This window comes from Erwinia sp. E_sp_B01_1, from assembly GCF_036865545.1.
Taxonomy (GTDB): Bacteria; Pseudomonadota; Gammaproteobacteria; order Enterobacterales; family Enterobacteriaceae; genus Erwinia.
Window position 1 is genome coordinate 1,309,004 of sequence record NZ_CP142208.1, and the last position, 15,107, is coordinate 1,324,110.

The following is a 15,107-nucleotide window of genomic DNA, read 5'->3' on the forward strand; positions in this document are numbered from 1 at the left end:
ATGCCAGCTGAACAGATCAATCATTTCCTGAGCCAGTATGGCCGTAAAATCAACGTGCCGCTGAGCCTGAAAGAGGGCGTATGTGCGCTGGTGAATCAGCAGCAGCAGGAGGTAGCCGTAGTTGAGCTGCCTCCGGAGAGCGACAGCGTGCTGTTTCATTGCCGTATTGATACGCTCAACAGTGAGTCACCAGACTTTCTCCGGACCCTGCTGGCGCTGAATTTTGAAATGAATGCGATGCGTGGCTGCTGGCTGGCGCTGGAAGGGGAGGAGACGCTCAGATTGTGCAGCCAGCAGCCTGTAGCAGCGCTGGATGCGAGAAGTTTTGCGCTGTCGCTGGAGGGTTTTATCCTGCAGGCAGAGCAGGTGAGCGCTTTTATTGCAGAGCTGCGTCAGGCTGCCTGAGGCGCTTTAACACAAATCATTCTCGTCCGGAAGGTCCTTAATTCGTTCATAGTGTTAAGAAAGCGCTAAGAAGGGGTAAAGTCCCGTAAGTTCATGGGTTTTAAGACATTTAGAAGTATTTTTGTTGGCCCGGTTAGCCGATAGTACTCCTCAACGGCGCAACAGAAGCCGTTAGCAAATTGAGGATATAACCATGAAAAAAACCACTCTGGCACTTTTAATGAGCGTCTTCACCGCCAGCACATTGTTCTCCACGGTGACTCAGGCTGAAGGCCCTCCGGGACAGCAGTGGCATCAGCAGGGTGGACACGGCGGCCCTGATGGCCACGGAAACTCAGGTCGGGGTCCCGATCATGGACACAATGACCGCGGGCATGACGATCGTCGCGACCACGACGATCGTGGGCACGGCCCGGATCGTCATTATGAATCCCGCGATCGCTTTGCATGGCAGGGACACGACTTCCGTCGGGGCCATCCGATGCCACCTCGTTTCCGGGGGATGATTACCGTGTGAATGACTGGCATGACCGTGGTCTGCGTGAACCGCCTCGCGGCGAGCACTGGGCCTATATCGACGGTAACTATGTGCTGATTGCCGCTGCAACAGGTGTCATCACTTCTATCCTGCTGAATAACGCCTTCCATTAAGTTTCCTTCCCGGCTGATGCGCCTTGTATCAGCCGGTTTTCTGCCTTTCACCGCTTAAGCCCGCACCAGTATTTATTTTCTGAATCTCGCTCGTAATCTTTCTGCTTTCTGCGGTGAGCCGGTAGCATTTTTTTATTCCGGGCGTATTATCGCAGCAGTAGAGGGAATATGAGGATAAAAAGGATGATAAACCGGGTGATGTTACTGGAAAGTAAAGTGGAAACGCTGCTGATTGATGTGGCGGTGATTAAAGCCAATTATGCCACCAGAGAGGATGTTGAAAGCGTCAGAGGTGAACTGCAATCCTCACTTGCCAGGCAAACGAAATGGCTGGTTGCTTCGCTGTTTATCGTTCTGGGTACGGGATTGGGGCTGGCGAAACTGCTGTTTTAAACCGGGATGCCAGGGCAGATAGCTTTACCCGCCTGATTTCATTTAACAGCAATAATATACCGGTGAACTCTGTCGCGTTTCCCGATAGATTTAGTAAAACCGCCGCATAAAAAAAGGCCCCGCCAGGTTGTTCTGGTGGGGCCTTTTTGTTCTCCCCCTGGTACGGGGGAATCCACAATTACTGGTGAGTAATGATAGAAGTGATCACGCCAGTTGCCACGGCAATCAGCACGTAATTGCCATCAACGTTCTGCCAGCGGTGGCCGGCTGGGGGTGCCTTCAGACCGCGTTTATGCCAGTCGGTAACCTGATAACCGTCACCACGGTATCTCTTCGGCAGCGGGCGGCCCTGGTGGAAATCATGATGCTGCGTCTGACGTTGCTCAGAGACATGCTGGGGTTTGGCTGCATGCTGATTAGCCTGAGATTGTCGCTGTTGATTACCCTGCGCCTGGTTGCCATGCTGCGGCTGATTGCCCTGCTGCTGACCCTGCTGCGGACGTTTAACCGGCTGCTGCTGCTGCTGTTCATCGTGACCCTGCTGTGGGCCCCCGGCAAATGCGCTCAGGCTGGTGGTGGCAAACAGCAGCGCAGAAAGGGCAATAATTCCTGATTTTTTCATCTTTTATGTTCCCTGGTCATTTCAGTCACAAAGCTTGTTGATGGGGTCAATCTGGGGGCCAGGGGGAACAAGGGCAAGCGGATTAATCCTGAGAGGGATGATCTTAACGATTAATTTACGCTTGCTTATCAAAAGACTGACTCAGAACGGCGTTTCCACCACGCCGCCATCCACGCGCAATGCTGCGCCCGTGGTGGCAGAAGAGAGAGGCGAGCAGACATAGACCACCATATTACTCACTTCTTCCACGCTGGCCGCTCGCTTAATAACAGAAGTGGGTCGGTTGGCCTTCACGAACTTCACGCCCAGCGCCTCCAGGTCCGCACCTTGCTCCAGCTCCTGCTTAAACATATCGGTAAAGCCATCGGAGAGCGTCGGACCAGGCAGCACGGCATTGACCGTCACGCCCGTTCCTGCCACCGCTTTCGCCAGACCGCGAGAAAGGGCCAGCAACGCCGTTTTACTGACGCCGTAATGGATCATATCTGCCGGAATATTAATGGCAGATTCGGAGGAGAGAAACACCACCCGCCCCCAACCGGCTTGCTTCATGGCAGGCAGGTAAGCGCGGCTGAGACGCACGGCGGACATCACGTTGACGTCCCACAGGGATTGCCAGGTTTCGTCACTGGTTTCAAAAAAATCGCCCTGCGGGAAAATACCGACGTTATTCACCAGCACGTCGCACTTTGGTTCGGCTTCCAGCAACGCCTTGCAGCCTTCCACCGTGCCTAAGTCCACTACGTGACCCCTGGCTCCGCCGCCCAGTTTTTTCACCAGCGAAGTGACCTGATCTTCACTACGGCCGGTGACGATCACCGTGGCACCGGCTGCCGCCAGACCTTCAGCAATCCCTTTGCCAATCCCTTTAGTTGAGCCGGTCACAATGGCTGTTTTGCCGCTTAGTTCAATCTTCATAGTGATCTCCTCTGATGGCACAAAAGAGATAAGTGTAGACAGGCAAAACCGGTGAACCTGTCAGCCGTTACATTCGTGAACAAAATCACTGGAAAAACCGGGCGCTGAAAAGCGGGCTGATATCGGTTCTGGAGTGACTGACAGACACTACGCTGGCCTGTCAGTCGTGAGTCGGGAACAAGTTCACTATGCTGCCCGGCGGGCCGGATTTACCTGACGGTCAGCCGACTGAATATGCCTGTTCCAGCATCAATCGCTGCTGTTCCTCGCTGTACGTTACCAGCGAATTTTTACTGTTAGACCGGGCCAGAATCCAACTGACTTCCTTCTCGCTCAGCGGCGGCGCATCATGCCAGAAAGGCGTGATGGCATTATCCTGCAACCAGTGAGCAAGCATGCGGGCTGGTGGCAGAGTAAAGCCCGGGAACAGCGCGGTGGCGAGATCGGCCATCAGAATCTGTTGCTGGCTCTCTTGCGTGTCATTCAACAGCGTCAGGAAGGGCAGAAGTAAGCGTCCGCAGACTTCGCCGTGGTGATAATCCTTGATGGCACCCAGTTCGCCCGCAATCCCGTGGATCACGCCCAGACCGGCCATGCTCAGGCTCAATCCCCCCTGCCAGGAGGCGAACATCATCTGCTCGCGAGCGAGATCGCCCTGTTCATCATCACGGTTAAGGTGCGGCCAGGCGCTGATAAAAGCGCGCATACCGCTCAACGCGGTCTGGCGGCTGAAGAAATTGCCTTTGCTGGAGAGATAAGCCTCAAACAGATGGGTAAACGCATCAATGGCGCAGCAGGCCAGCACATGATCGGGCGCGCCACGCAGTAAATCAGGATCCAGAATCGTGGTCTGTGGCACGAAACTGGGGTGGCGCAGCGACGCTTTAACTTTGATACCGGTTTTATCCGTGACCACCGCATTCTGCGTGACTTCACTGCCGGTACCTGCGGTAGTGGGGATAGCGATCAACGGCAAGGTTTCACCTGTTACCGGCGTATCGCCCACTTTTTCAAGGTAGCGCAGGGTGTTAAGCGGATGCTGACTCATGGCGGCAAAGGCCTTAGCCGCATCCAGCACGCTGCCACCGCCAATGGCTACCACCCGGTGAACTTTGCCACGCCAGCGCGCTACCCAGCCATCAATCTCATCGGGCGAGGCTTCATGGCTGACAATCTCATGGCCTGCCAGCAGCGGCTCCACTTCTGCCTTCAGAGATGACCAGGCGGCACCCTGCAGAAAGGAACGACCACAAAACAGCAGGGTAGGCTGGGCCTCTTTCTTCAGCAGCGGCAGCAGTTCACGCAGGCTTCCACGGCCAAAAAAGGTATGACGGTTAGCAATCATCTGGCTGGTGCTCATCGGGTTTTCCAGTAGGGTCAGAAAAGGAGCACTCAGGCTACCCTGCCTGGCCGGCAGGATAAAGATCAGATTGCGCGGACAGGGCAGTTGAAGGTCACAACTTTATCCTGTGGCGCATTAACCACCATAAAGCGGGTATCAGAAAGGCGCATGGCCAGCCAGCCTTCAGGCGTGACCGCAGAGGGAACGTAAAGTCGCCGGTCGGCAGAGTGCAGAACACCGCTTTCCAGCTTCAGATCGGGCAGCGTGACGCTGAACGAGGCGTAGCGGTCGACAATTTTCCCTTCAACTTTGCTCAATGTTTTGCCGCCCAGAGTCTGTACCTCTCCCTGGCAGATCATACCCCGTTCACCGGACGAACAGGCAGTCAGCACAGCGAGAGCGATAATCAGAGGCAGGCTCAGAAGGCGGCCATGTGGGAATTCCTGCCAGCGCATAAAGCTTCCTTTTTATCAGAGTATTCACAGAGTATAGCGGGGAATAGATTACTTATGATTTGGCCTGAAACCCTGATGAATACAGGGTTAAACGGGCATCGTAGCGGCATTGTAAGCAATCCATTATCATTTTGTGGGGTATAACTGAATCAATTCAGCTAAACGCTTAACAACAGTTCGCAAACCGATTATTGAGTGCTACACTTCACGCCGATTTTGACACTTTCCCCTTATTCTCCGCATCTGAACAGCCGTTTTACTCGACTGATTGCGCTATTACCCTATTTTAAGTGGGGAGATTCGCGGGCAAGTTTCAAAACAGCTTGTATACTTTTGCAGCAGAGATGCGCGCGCTTTCGGCCACCACCAGGTGAACAGATTTTTTCCTGCTGACCAGATCCCGGCTGAAAGACTTTGACGAACTGACCAAAAAAATCGAACCGATCCTGTGAATAACAAAACGTCTGCTTTTTTACTTACGCCGCTGATTTTACTCCAGCCTGCGGTGAGTTTTGCTGAACCTGCCTCCACGCAGAACAATGAAAGCTCGCTGCTGGTGGTTAAACAGCGTAGCGGGCTGTCGGAACTGGATACACCCGCCGCCGTCAGCGTAATAAGTGGCGATGATTTGCGTAGCAACAGCGCGCAGGTCAATCTCTCTGAAGGGCTGGGCAGCGTTCCGGGCCTGCAAATTCAGAACCGTCAGAACTATGCGCAGGATCTACAGTTATCGGTTCGTGGCTTCGGCAGCCGCTCAATGTACGGCGTGCGCGGCGTGCGCGTCTATGTGGATGGCATTCCCGCCACCATGCCTGATGGCCAGGGGCAGACCTCCAATATTGATATCAACTCCATTGATAAAGTTGAAGTGCTGCGCGGCCCCTATTCAGCCCTCTACGGCAACGCCTCAGGCGGTGTGGTCAATATTGATACCCAGACCGGTAGCCAACCCACCACACTGACCGCCGGTACTTACTTCGGCAGCTTTGGCAGCTGGCGCAACAGCGTCAAAGCCAGCGGCGCAACCGGCGATGGCACCCACGCGGGCGACGTGAACTATACTGTTTCAGGTTCACGCTTTACTACGCACGGCTACCGGGATCACAGTGGCACTCAGAAAAATCTGGGCAACGCAAAACTGGGCGTGCGCCTTGATGATGCCAGTACCCTGACGCTGATGTTCAACAGCGTCTCTGTGGATGCTAACGATCCGGGCGGCCTGACCCGCGCTGAATGGAAAGATAACCCCCGTCAGTCTCCTCGCGGTGACAGTTTCAATACCCGTAAGAGCCTGGATCAGACCCAGGTGGGCCTGCGTTATCAGCGTGAGATGAGTGACAACGACCAGCTGACGCTGACCACCTGGCATGGCGAGCGCCACACCACGCAATATCAGTCTATCCCTGTGGCTCCTCAACTGAAGCCAGCTTATCCGGGTGGCGTGATAGTGCTGGAGAGAAAATATTCCGGTGTGGATACCCGTTGGAAGCACCAGGATCAGATCGGTTCAGTGCCGTTCAGCGTCATTGGTGGCCTTGATTACGAAACCATGACCGAGCGCCGTCAGGGGTTTGAAAACTATAATCTCGTGAACGGCGTGCCGGAGTTTGGCGAGAAGGGCAGCCAGCGTCGCAATGAAAAAAATGTGATGTGGAATCTCGACCCTTACCTGCAAACCAGCTGGGATCTGACGCCAAAATGGACGCTGGATGCGGGTGTGCGTTACAGCACGGTAAGCTTTGATTCTGAGGATTATTACGTCACCACCGGCAACGGCGATGACAGCGGCAGCAAGCGCTATCACAAGCTGTTGCCAATGGGCTCACTGAATTATGCGGTCACCGATGCCTGGAACCTCTACTTCTCCGCCGGTCGCGGATTTGAGACGCCCACCATCAATGAACTCTCTTACCGCTCCGTGGATGGCAGTACCACCGGCCTGAATCTGGGGCTGAAGCCCTCGACCAGCGATACCTTTGAACTGGGCAGCAAAACCCGCATTGGCTATGGCCTGTTAACCGCAGCGGTGTTCCAGACCAACACCGATAACGAGCTGGTGGTCGCCAACAGCAGCAATGGCCGCTCGGTCTACAAGAATGCCGGTAAAACCCGCCGTCGTGGCGTGGAAATGTCCTTTGACCAGCAGTTCGCTGAAAACTGGCAGATGAAGATGGCCTGGACCTATCTCGATGCCACTTACCGTAATGAAACCTGCGATGACAGCGGCAGTTGTACTCCTTCAGGCAACCGACTGCCGGGCGTGGCAAAAAATATGGGCTACGCTTCACTCGCCTGGGCGCCAGAACAGGGCTGGCATGCGGGCGCGGATATCCGCTATATGGGCAGTATTCAGGCTGACGATGAAAATGACGCCAAAGCGCCTTCCTATACGGTGGTTGGGCTGAATACGGGCTATAAATTTGGCTGGGAGAAGTGGTCGCTCGACCTGTTCAGCCGCGTGGATAACCTGTTCGACAAAGCCTACGTTGGCTCAGTGATTGTCAACGAAGGAAATGGCCGGTATTACGAGCCGGCACCGGGACGTAACTACGGCGTGGGCGCCACGTTGTCTTACTCGTTCCTGTAGTAAAGAATCCAGACAGCCGGCCGGTTAGCGTGAGCTAAGCGGCAGGTTCAAAACACCGGGATGGATAATAAGCACGAATCCGAGTGTTTTTTGCGATTTAGCATACGATCTAAATCGAAGACGTTAAATTTTGGTAAGGTCCATACTATGCAAAGTAAAGCACCGTTATCACGGATCCTCGTGATTCTTACGGCTGTGTTTGCCGTCCTCAGCGGGTTGTACCTGCTGGTTGGCGGTATCTGGCTGGCTAAACTGGGTGGCTCGTTCTATTACATCATCGCGGGTGTGATTGAGCTGGTTGTTGCCTGGCTGCTGTTCCGTCGCCGCTCTTCAGCACTGCTGTTGTATGCGGTATTCCTGCTGGCGACGCTGATCTGGTCGTTGTGGGAAGTCGGGTCCGATTTCTGGGCACTGACGCCGCGTCTTGACGTCACCTTCTTCCTCGGCCTGTGGCTGGTTCTGCCGTTTGTTTACCGTGGCCTGAGCCAGGGTAAATTTGCCCGTGGCGCGCTGAGCCTGGTGCTGGTGGTGACTGTGATCGCCCTGGCTTATTCAGTGTTCAACGATCCGCAGGAAATCAACGGCTCTCTCAGCCCGGAGCAAGCCGCTAACGTTGAGAAGTCTGGTGACGGCATTGCTGCCGGTGACTGGCCTGCTTATGGTCGCGATCAGGCGGGTACCCGCTACTCGCCGCTGAAGCAGATCAACGACAAGAACGTGGGTCAGCTGAAAGAGGCATGGACCTTCCGTACTGGTGACATGAAGCGCCCAACCGATCCAGGCGAGCTGACTGATGAAGTCACCCCGATCAAAATCGGCGATTCCCTCTACCTGTGTACCCCACACCAGATCCTGTTTGCTCTGGATGCGGCTACCGGTAAAGAGAAGTGGAAATTTGATCCGCAGTTAAAAGCCGATCCTTCTTTCCAGCACGTAACCTGTCGTGGTGTTTCTTACTACCAGACTCCGGACGTGGCTTCACTGCCTGCCGGGACTAAACCGCAACTGTGCGCGCGTCGCATCATCCTGCCGGTTAACGATGGTCACCTGTATGCCCTGGATGCAGAATCTGGCGCGCTGTGCCCGGAATTTGGCGAAAACGGCAAGCTGAACCTTCAGCAGAACATGCCTAACGCCCGTGCCGGTGCTTACGAGCCAACTTCACCGCCAGTGATTACCGATAAAGTGATTGTGGTTGCCGGTGCGGTAACGGATAACTACTCGACTAAAGAGCCTTCCGGCGTGATCCGTGGTTTCGATGTCAACAGCGGTAAACTGCTGTGGGCCTTCGATACCGGCGCTAAAGACCCTAACGTCCTGCCAGAAGCCGATCAGCACTATGTGGCTAACTCACCTAACTCGTGGGCACCTGCGGCTTACGACGCTAAGCTGGATCTGGTTTACCTGCCAATCGGTGTGGCAACGCCTGATATCTGGGGCGGCAACCGTACCCCGGAAATGGAGCGTTTCGCTTCCGGCCTGCTGGCACTGAACGCCACGACCGGTAAGCTGGCCTGGTTCTACCAGACCGTGCATCACGATCTGTGGGATATGGACGTACCGGCTCAGCCTACTCTGGCTGATATCGACGACAAAAATGGCAACAAAGTCCCTGTGATTTATGTTCCGGCGAAAACCGGTAACATCTTTGTGCTGGATCGTCGTACCGGTAAAGAAGTGGTTCCTGCTCCGGAAACTCCGGTACCACAGGGCCCGGCTAAAGGCGACCGTCTGTCTCCTACCCAGCCGTACTCTGAGCTGACTTACCGTCCGAAGAAAAACCTGTCCGGCGCAGATATGTGGGGCGCTACCATCTACGACCAGCTGATTTGTCGTGTGATGTTCCACAGCATGCGTTACGAAGGCCCGTTCACCCCGCCATCTGAGCAGGGTACGCTGGTGTTCCCGGGTAACCTGGGGATGTTCGAGTGGGGCGGTATCTCGGTGAACACCGATCGTCAGATCGCCGTGTCTAACCCGATGGCTCTGCCGTTTGTTTCCAAACTGATCCCACGCGGTCCGGGCAACCCACTGTGGCCGGATGAGAATGCCAAAGGCGGCAGCGGTTCAGAAACTGGCGTTCAGCCACAGTATGGCGTGCCATACGGTGTGACCCTGAACCCGTTCCTGTCTCCACTGGGCTTCCCTTGTAAGCAACCAGCCTGGGGCTATGTCTCTGCGGTTGATCTGAAAACTAACGATATCGTGTGGAAAAAACGCATCGGTACCGTGCGTGACAGCTCACCAATCCCACTGCCGTTCAAGATGGGTATGCCTATGCTGGGCGGTCCTATCTCTACCGCGGGTAACGTGATGTTTATCGGCGCTACCGCAGATAACTATCTGCGTGCGTTCAACGTTACCAACGGCGATCAACTGTGGGAAGCGCGTCTGCCAGCGGGCGGCCAGGCTACGCCAATGACCTATGAAGTGAACGGCAAGCAGTATGTGCTGATCGCGGCTGGTGGTCATGGCTCCTTCGGCACCAAGCTGGGCGACTACATCGTTGCCTATGCATTGCCGGATAATGCTAAGTAAGTCGTAACGTCAGACCCTGAGGCTGGGTTATTCCGGCCTCAGACTGGAAAAAGGACAACCGTTTTGGCGGTTGTCCTTTTTTTATGGCTGAAAGCGGAAGAGGGCGGGTTGTCTGAATATGCAGGTGGCAGGTTCAGGAAGAGTAAGCAGGCAGGGGGCAGGCAACGGACAACTAGTCGGGATTTGCTGCCTTTGAAGCGGTATCATTGCGTTGTTAAAATTGACTCAGGCTAATCACAATGTCGCAAACTTCTCTCCTGCTGGATGTGCAGGATGTGGGCTATGCCCGGGATGGCACCAGGCTGTTATCACCCGTTTCACTTCAGCTACATCAGGGTGAATTTATGCTTCTTACCGGCCCCTCCGGCAGTGGTAAAAGCACTTTGCTGAAGATCCTTGCTTCTCTGCTCGACCCTACGCAGGGCGAGATTTTTTACAGAGGCAAGGCTGTCAGCCAATGTAAACCCGAAACGTATCGCCAGCAGGTTTCTTATTGCTATCAGACCCCTGTCCTGTTTGGTGAGACGGTATATAACAACCTGGCGCTGCCGTGGCTAATCCGCCAGAAAAAAGTCGATCGCGAAGTGCTCATTAGCTGGCTGAAAAAAGTCAATCTGGCTGCCGATATGCTGGATAAAAACATCGTGCAGCTTTCGGGCGGTGAAAAACAGCGGGTGGCGCTGCTGCGCAATCTGCAATTCCTGCCGGAGGTACTGTTACTGGATGAGATCACCAGCGCACTGGATGAAGAGAATAAGCAGGCCATCAAATTGTTGATCGAAGATTTGGTCGTGGAGAAGGGCGTTGCGGCGATCTGGATTAGCCACGATAAAGCTGAAATTAATCAGGCACAGAGAGTATTAACGCTGGTGTCGGCACAGGGAAAGGATACTCATGAATCAGCATAACATCACCAATGAATCGCTGGGGCTGGCGCTGATTCTGGTGCTGATTGCCCTGTTTGTCAGCCGCAAAGAGAAGCTGGGGCTGGAAAAAGAGATTGTCTGGAGCGTCTCGCGTGCCATTGTACAGCTGATTATTGTCGGCTACGTGCTCAAGTATATATTTGATCTTAATAACGCCTGGCTGACGGTACTGATGGTGTTGTTTATCTGCGTCAACGCAGCGCTGAATGCCCGTAAACGCAGCAAAAACATTGGCAATGCCTTCGTGCTCTCCTTTATCGCCATCGCTTCCAGCACCACGCTGACGCTGGTGATTCTGGTGCTGAGCGGGGCAATTGAATTTATGCCGATGCAGGTCATCCCCATTTCCGGGATGATCGCAGGCAATGCGATGGTGGCGGTGGGGTTGTGTTACAGCAATCTGAATCAGCGTTTTGCCGATAATCGTCAGCAGGTTCAGGAGATGTTGAGCCTGGGCGCATCGGTGAAAACCGCCTCCGGCCCGCTGGTTCGGGCCAGTATACGCGCCGCGATGATCCCCACGGTAGATGCAGCAAAAACAGTGGGACTGGTCAGCCTGCCAGGCATGATGTCCGGGCTGATATTCGCCGGTATCGATCCGGTAAAAGCGATTAAATATCAGATTATGGTCACCTTTATGCTGCTCGGCACCGCCAGTATCTCGACCATCATCGCCGGGTATCTGGCCTTCAAACGTTTCTTTAACGCCCGTGCACAGCTCAGGTAATTACCTGACTGCAAGGACAAAGAGGTCGGGGAAGTGAGCTGAACATAGAGTCGCCGTGAACCCTCTCCGGAGGCTCTGCCCACGCTTGATGCTGCGGGAGCTTTGCTTATCAGCTCACTTTAATATCAGAAATTAATGTTCGCGCTGATGCCGCCTACGAACGCGTCTTTCACTTCGCTAACCGCACCCGGTGAGGCTACGTATTGCAGGTTTGGTCGCAGTTTCAGCCAGTTGGTCACCTGGGCGTTATAGTAAATCTCATAGTTGTATTCAGAGCCGCTCTGAATCGGCAGATAGGTCGGGTTGTCATAATCGTTTACGCCATTCTCCCGGTTTGTCTCACGCAGCATATTGCCGTAATCATCATTCACATGGATACGGGCGGCACCTACCCCAATCTCATCTTTTGGACGGGCATCAAACGGCCCTTTCCAGGTAAAGGAGATTGACTGATAGTTGTCTGTTTTCGAGGTTTTGTGATCGTTCATCACCGCCTGTACGGTAACTCCCAGCCCACGCTGATTATCGCCATCCATTGAGGTCAGCTGTTGTTGCAGCAGCAGGTAGCCGCCGTAAGAGTGATTTTGCTCGCCATACTGCCCGTTGCTGTAGGAGCTGTAGTTATCTCCTTTAACCGAGGAGTAATACATACCGATGCGGTAATTGCCCGGCAGCTTGTCAGCCCCCAGAGCAGGTTTCCAGCCCAGCTCTACAGGGACCATATTCCCAAGCGTTGGGCTGGCATCCAGACGGAACCCGTTGCCGGTGTCATAATTCGACGGCGTCTGGTTATAGAAGCCTACCTAGAAAAACAGTTCAGGGGTGAAATTAAACTTCACTCGTCCGCCCCACTGGGATACCGGCCAGTTATACCAGCGGTCTCCGCGCCAGTTACCTGCCTGACCGCTACCGAACGCCAGGTTCTGGAAATTGCTGTCAAAGGAGCCAAAATCTTCTCCAACGGTGACACGACCCGCTTTTACTTCAACAGCATTATCGAAGAAACCTTTATTCAGCCAGAACTGGGTCAGACGCCAGGTTTGCCCGCGACCCCAGACCTCCTGTACTGAGGAGAGCCCCCCTGAACGCGGATCGTTGATGTACTGCGTTAAATCCTGACCGTTACGGCTGGTGATGGTCGCCTGAAACTGCGTGTCTTTCCAGTTCAGCAGCTTATCCAAATCCAGGGTGGTGCCAAATCCCCACTGGTCGGTATAGCGCGCACTGGTCGACTGATGATAGCCACCGGAAAAATTACTGGCCGACTCCATGGTGTAGTTGACCTGGAAATCCACGCCTTGCTCTTTTAACTGGCTGCGGCTGCCTTCCCAGTCGCCAAATGCGTAGGGCGAGTCGACGCTTAGCGGCGCAAAATCAGCCATTGCGGAGCCGGAAGCCAGCAGCAGAGCCACACCACAGAAAACCGCCGACTTTTTCAGCGGGGTTTGCGGACATTTGCTTTTCATTGTGGAACACCTTTTATACAGGAATAACGGTCCCGGTGTTTACCGGGCAGGGAAGGTTTTGGCCGACCGTATCTGTGGAGCATTATCCTTTACCCTGAGCAAGCTGGTGGTGGGAAGTGCTGACATAACGCGGATGTGCTGGCCTTAACTGCCAGAATGAAAGCATTAATCAGGCACCATTATTTTCTAATTAGTGCTAATTAATTAGTGATGAACTAATTAGCGTTCAAAGTTTTTAAGCGCGTCACATTTCTGGCTGATAATGGCTGGCAAAGCAGCAGGGTGGCGCTCATAAATCACACAAAAATAAGGGGTTACTGAAGTGAAGACGGGTGTTAAGGGGCAATGCTGGGGGGACCAGAGGCATAAAAAAAGCCGACAATGTCGGCCTTTTTTAAAGAGACGGGTGCGTTAAGAAGCACCCGTACCGGCTAGCGGCGACCGAAAATTTTCGCCGCCAGGAAGCCCACGCCAGCGGCAATCGCCAGCGAAACAAACGGGGAGTCCTGCGTTTTAGTTTTCACGCAGTCCAGCGCATCGTCAACGGCATAAGTCGCTTTAGCCGCGCCCTGGCGCACTTTGCCTTTAAACTCATGCTCCGGAGAATCGACAGCTTTACCAAATTGCTCCTGGCCTTTACCAATTGCTTCATCAGCTTTATCGTTAGCTTTATCTAAAAGACTCATACTGTCTCCTTCTTAGTGGCATGATTTCCTCATGAATAAGAGTAAGCATAGACCATCATTTGCCACTTACCGCTCCGGTAATGTGACTATTTATGACTGATGTAAAGAAAAAGGGCCGACATAAAGTCGGCCCTTTGCTGTAACAGGCACTCAGAGAATCAATGTGACTTCATGCCAGCTGCAGTCATCATAAAGCGGAACAGCGTTGCCACGACGCCCAGCGCCATGACGCTGGCAGCGTAAATGACCACCATCCATAACACGCGTTTCCACGCCGGGGATTTTGTCGTCTGTGCCTCAACCATCATAGTGTTCTCCTGAATACCTTTAATCATTTACAACAGAGATCGGTCCGCTGAACCTTGCCGGAGACTGATATAAAATCAGTGATAACCTTCATCCGCTTTGATTTTCCCGCGGAACACGTAGTAGCTCCAGAAGGTATAAACCAGAATCACCGGAATGATCAACAGACCTCCTACCAGCATAAAGCCCAGGCTCTGCGGTGGTGAAGCTGCTTCCCAGATGGTGATGGACGGCGGAATGATGTTCGGCCAGATGCTGATCCCCAGACCGGTAAAGCCCAGGAACACCAGCGCCAGCGTCAGCAGGAACGGTGAGTAGTGAGCATGACGCTTGAGTGAGCGCAACAGGGCCAGTGATGCCAGCACCACCAGCACCGGTACCGGCAGGAACCAGAACAGGTTTGGCAGCGTGAACCAGCGATGCATGATGTTCGCGTGTTCCAGCGGCGTCCAGATGCTGACCACCACAATGATCGCCAGCAGAGCCAGCAGCAGCGGCTTAGCCAGTGCGGTCATTTTACGGTGCAGTTCGTTCTCGGTTTTCATGATAAGCCAGGTGCTGCCCAGCAGCGCATACGCCACAACCAGACCCAGACCACAGAACAACGAGAACGGCGTCAGCCAGCCCAGCTCAGTACCGCTGAAAGCACGGTTGGTGACGTTGAAACCGTTGATGATGGCACCCAGTGCCACGCCCTGACTGAAGGTTGCCAGGTAAGATCCCACAATAAAGGACTTATCCCAGAACGGACGGTGCTCTTCGGTGGCTTTGAAACGGAATTCAAAAGCAACACCACGGAAGATCAGGCCGATAAGCATCAGGGTCAGTGGAGCGGACAGCGCATCAACGATCACCGCATAGGCCAGCGGGAAGGCGCCGTAAAGCGCCGCACCGCCCAGCACCAGCCAGGTTTCGTTACCATCCCACACCGGCGCGACGGTGTTAACCATCATGTCGCGCTCTGTCGCGTCTTTGTTGAACGGGAACAGAATGCCGATACCGAGATCGAAACCATCCATCACGATATACATCAGGGTCGAGAAGACGATGATGGTGAACCAGATTACAGGAAGATCAATACCCAC

At 54.0% G+C, this 15,107-nt stretch carries 13 protein-coding genes and 2 pseudogenes; 7 read left to right on the forward strand and 8 right to left on the reverse strand.

The features are described from left to right. From VRC33_RS06400 to VRC33_RS06410, 3 genes and pseudogenes are all read left to right on the forward strand, one after another. Positions 1-405 carry a type III secretion system chaperone gene (locus tag VRC33_RS06400; RefSeq protein ID WP_338562002.1) on the forward strand — a complete coding sequence of 135 codons (405 nt, stop codon included), beginning with the start codon at positions 1-3 and terminating at the stop codon, positions 403-405. A gap of 193 nt (positions 406-598) precedes the next feature. Continuing rightward, a pseudogene (locus tag VRC33_RS06405) lies at positions 599-1,056 on the forward strand (RcnB family protein). 198 nt (positions 1,057-1,254) lie between these two features. Further along, positions 1,255-1,449: a hemolysin XhlA gene (locus VRC33_RS06410; protein ID WP_338564889.1), complete on the forward strand. Its 195-nt coding sequence runs from the start codon at positions 1,255-1,257 to the stop codon at positions 1,447-1,449. 178 nt (positions 1,450-1,627) lie between these two features. Here the strand turns inward: VRC33_RS06410 and VRC33_RS06415 are convergent, their stop codons facing one another. The 4 genes from VRC33_RS06415 to VRC33_RS06430 all read right to left on the reverse strand — a co-directional run bounded on the left by VRC33_RS06415 (position 1,628) and on the right by VRC33_RS06430 (position 4,786). Next, positions 1,628-2,071 carry an RcnB family protein gene (locus VRC33_RS06415; RefSeq protein ID WP_338562005.1) on the reverse strand — a complete coding sequence of 148 codons (444 nt, stop codon included), beginning with the start codon at positions 2,069-2,071 and terminating at the stop codon, positions 1,628-1,630. Between the two features lie 141 nt (positions 2,072-2,212). Beyond that, positions 2,213-2,989: an SDR family oxidoreductase gene (locus tag VRC33_RS06420; RefSeq protein WP_338562007.1), complete on the reverse strand. Its 777-nt coding sequence runs from the start codon at positions 2,987-2,989 to the stop codon at positions 2,213-2,215. Between the two features lie 220 nt (positions 2,990-3,209). Then, a complete protein-coding gene (locus tag VRC33_RS06425) occupies positions 3,210-4,349 on the reverse strand; it encodes an iron-containing alcohol dehydrogenase (RefSeq protein ID WP_338562010.1) in 1,140 nt (379 codons plus the stop codon). 65 nt (positions 4,350-4,414) lie between these two features. Then, the gene (locus tag VRC33_RS06430; RefSeq protein ID WP_338562012.1) at positions 4,415-4,786 is read right to left on the reverse strand and encodes a hypothetical protein; all 372 of its coding nucleotides are present in this window, start codon (positions 4,784-4,786) and stop codon (positions 4,415-4,417) included. A gap of 505 nt (positions 4,787-5,291) precedes the next feature. On the opposite strand from VRC33_RS06430, the gene pqqU reads away from it, so the two are divergent. The 4 genes from pqqU to fetB all read left to right on the forward strand — a co-directional run bounded on the left by pqqU (position 5,292) and on the right by fetB (position 11,564). Further along, the gene (gene pqqU, locus VRC33_RS06435; protein ID WP_338564106.1) at positions 5,292-7,373 is read left to right on the forward strand and encodes a TonB-dependent receptor PqqU; all 2,082 of its coding nucleotides are present in this window, start codon (positions 5,292-5,294) and stop codon (positions 7,371-7,373) included. A 147-nt stretch (positions 7,374-7,520) separates the two neighbouring features. Next, positions 7,521-9,911 carry a glucose/quinate/shikimate family membrane-bound PQQ-dependent dehydrogenase gene (locus VRC33_RS06440; protein WP_338562014.1) on the forward strand — a complete coding sequence of 797 codons (2,391 nt, stop codon included), beginning with the start codon at positions 7,521-7,523 and terminating at the stop codon, positions 9,909-9,911. Between the two features lie 239 nt (positions 9,912-10,150). Beyond that, the gene (fetA, locus tag VRC33_RS06445; RefSeq protein ID WP_338562016.1) at positions 10,151-10,819 is read left to right on the forward strand and encodes an iron ABC transporter ATP-binding protein FetA; all 669 of its coding nucleotides are present in this window, start codon (positions 10,151-10,153) and stop codon (positions 10,817-10,819) included. Continuing rightward, positions 10,806-11,564 carry an iron export ABC transporter permease subunit FetB gene (gene fetB / locus VRC33_RS06450; protein ID WP_338562017.1) on the forward strand — a complete coding sequence of 253 codons (759 nt, stop codon included), beginning with the start codon at positions 10,806-10,808 and terminating at the stop codon, positions 11,562-11,564. Before fetA ends, fetB begins: the two co-directional genes overlap by 14 nt. A gap of 125 nt (positions 11,565-11,689) precedes the next feature. Here the strand turns inward: fetB and VRC33_RS06455 are convergent. The 4 genes and pseudogenes from VRC33_RS06455 to cydB form a co-directional block, all read right to left on the reverse strand. After that, a pseudogene (locus VRC33_RS06455) lies at positions 11,690-13,030 on the reverse strand (carbohydrate porin). 431 nt (positions 13,031-13,461) lie between these two features. Beyond that, positions 13,462-13,716 carry a CsbD family protein gene (locus tag VRC33_RS06460; protein ID WP_338562019.1) on the reverse strand — a complete coding sequence of 85 codons (255 nt, stop codon included), beginning with the start codon at positions 13,714-13,716 and terminating at the stop codon, positions 13,462-13,464. Between the two features lie 158 nt (positions 13,717-13,874). Continuing rightward, positions 13,875-14,021 (reverse strand): DUF2474 domain-containing protein, encoded by a 147-nt coding sequence (locus tag VRC33_RS06465; RefSeq protein ID WP_338564109.1) that lies wholly within the window; start codon positions 14,019-14,021, stop codon positions 13,875-13,877. A gap of 78 nt (positions 14,022-14,099) precedes the next feature. After that, entirely contained in the window at positions 14,100-15,107 is a 1,008-nt protein-coding gene (cydB, locus tag VRC33_RS06470; RefSeq protein ID WP_338562021.1) for a cytochrome d ubiquinol oxidase subunit II, read from the reverse strand.

Excerpts from the sequence above, each read along its gene's own strand:
- VRC33_RS06400 (WP_338562002.1), top strand. The coding sequence starts at position 1 with ATGCCAGCTGAACAGATCAATCATTTCCTGAGCCAGTATGGCCGTAAA.
- VRC33_RS06410 (WP_338564889.1), top strand. The coding sequence starts at position 1,255 with ATGTTACTGGAAAGTAAAGTGGAAACGCTGCTGATTGATGTGGCGGTG.
- VRC33_RS06415 (WP_338562005.1), bottom strand. The coding sequence starts at position 2,071 with ATGAAAAAATCAGGAATTATTGCCCTTTCTGCGCTGCTGTTTGCCACC.
- VRC33_RS06420 (WP_338562007.1), bottom strand. The coding sequence starts at position 2,989 with ATGAAGATTGAACTAAGCGGCAAAACAGCCATTGTGACCGGCTCAACT.
- VRC33_RS06425 (WP_338562010.1), bottom strand. The coding sequence starts at position 4,349 with ATGAGCACCAGCCAGATGATTGCTAACCGTCATACCTTTTTTGGCCGT.
- VRC33_RS06430 (WP_338562012.1), bottom strand. The coding sequence starts at position 4,786 with ATGCGCTGGCAGGAATTCCCACATGGCCGCCTTCTGAGCCTGCCTCTG.
- VRC33_RS06440 (WP_338562014.1), top strand. The coding sequence starts at position 7,521 with ATGCAAAGTAAAGCACCGTTATCACGGATCCTCGTGATTCTTACGGCT.
- fetA (WP_338562016.1), top strand. The coding sequence starts at position 10,151 with ATGTCGCAAACTTCTCTCCTGCTGGATGTGCAGGATGTGGGCTATGCC.
- fetB (WP_338562017.1), top strand. The coding sequence starts at position 10,806 with ATGAATCAGCATAACATCACCAATGAATCGCTGGGGCTGGCGCTGATT.
- VRC33_RS06460 (WP_338562019.1), bottom strand. The coding sequence starts at position 13,716 with ATGAGTCTTTTAGATAAAGCTAACGATAAAGCTGATGAAGCAATTGGT.
- VRC33_RS06465 (WP_338564109.1), bottom strand. The coding sequence starts at position 14,021 with ATGGTTGAGGCACAGACGACAAAATCCCCGGCGTGGAAACGCGTGTTA.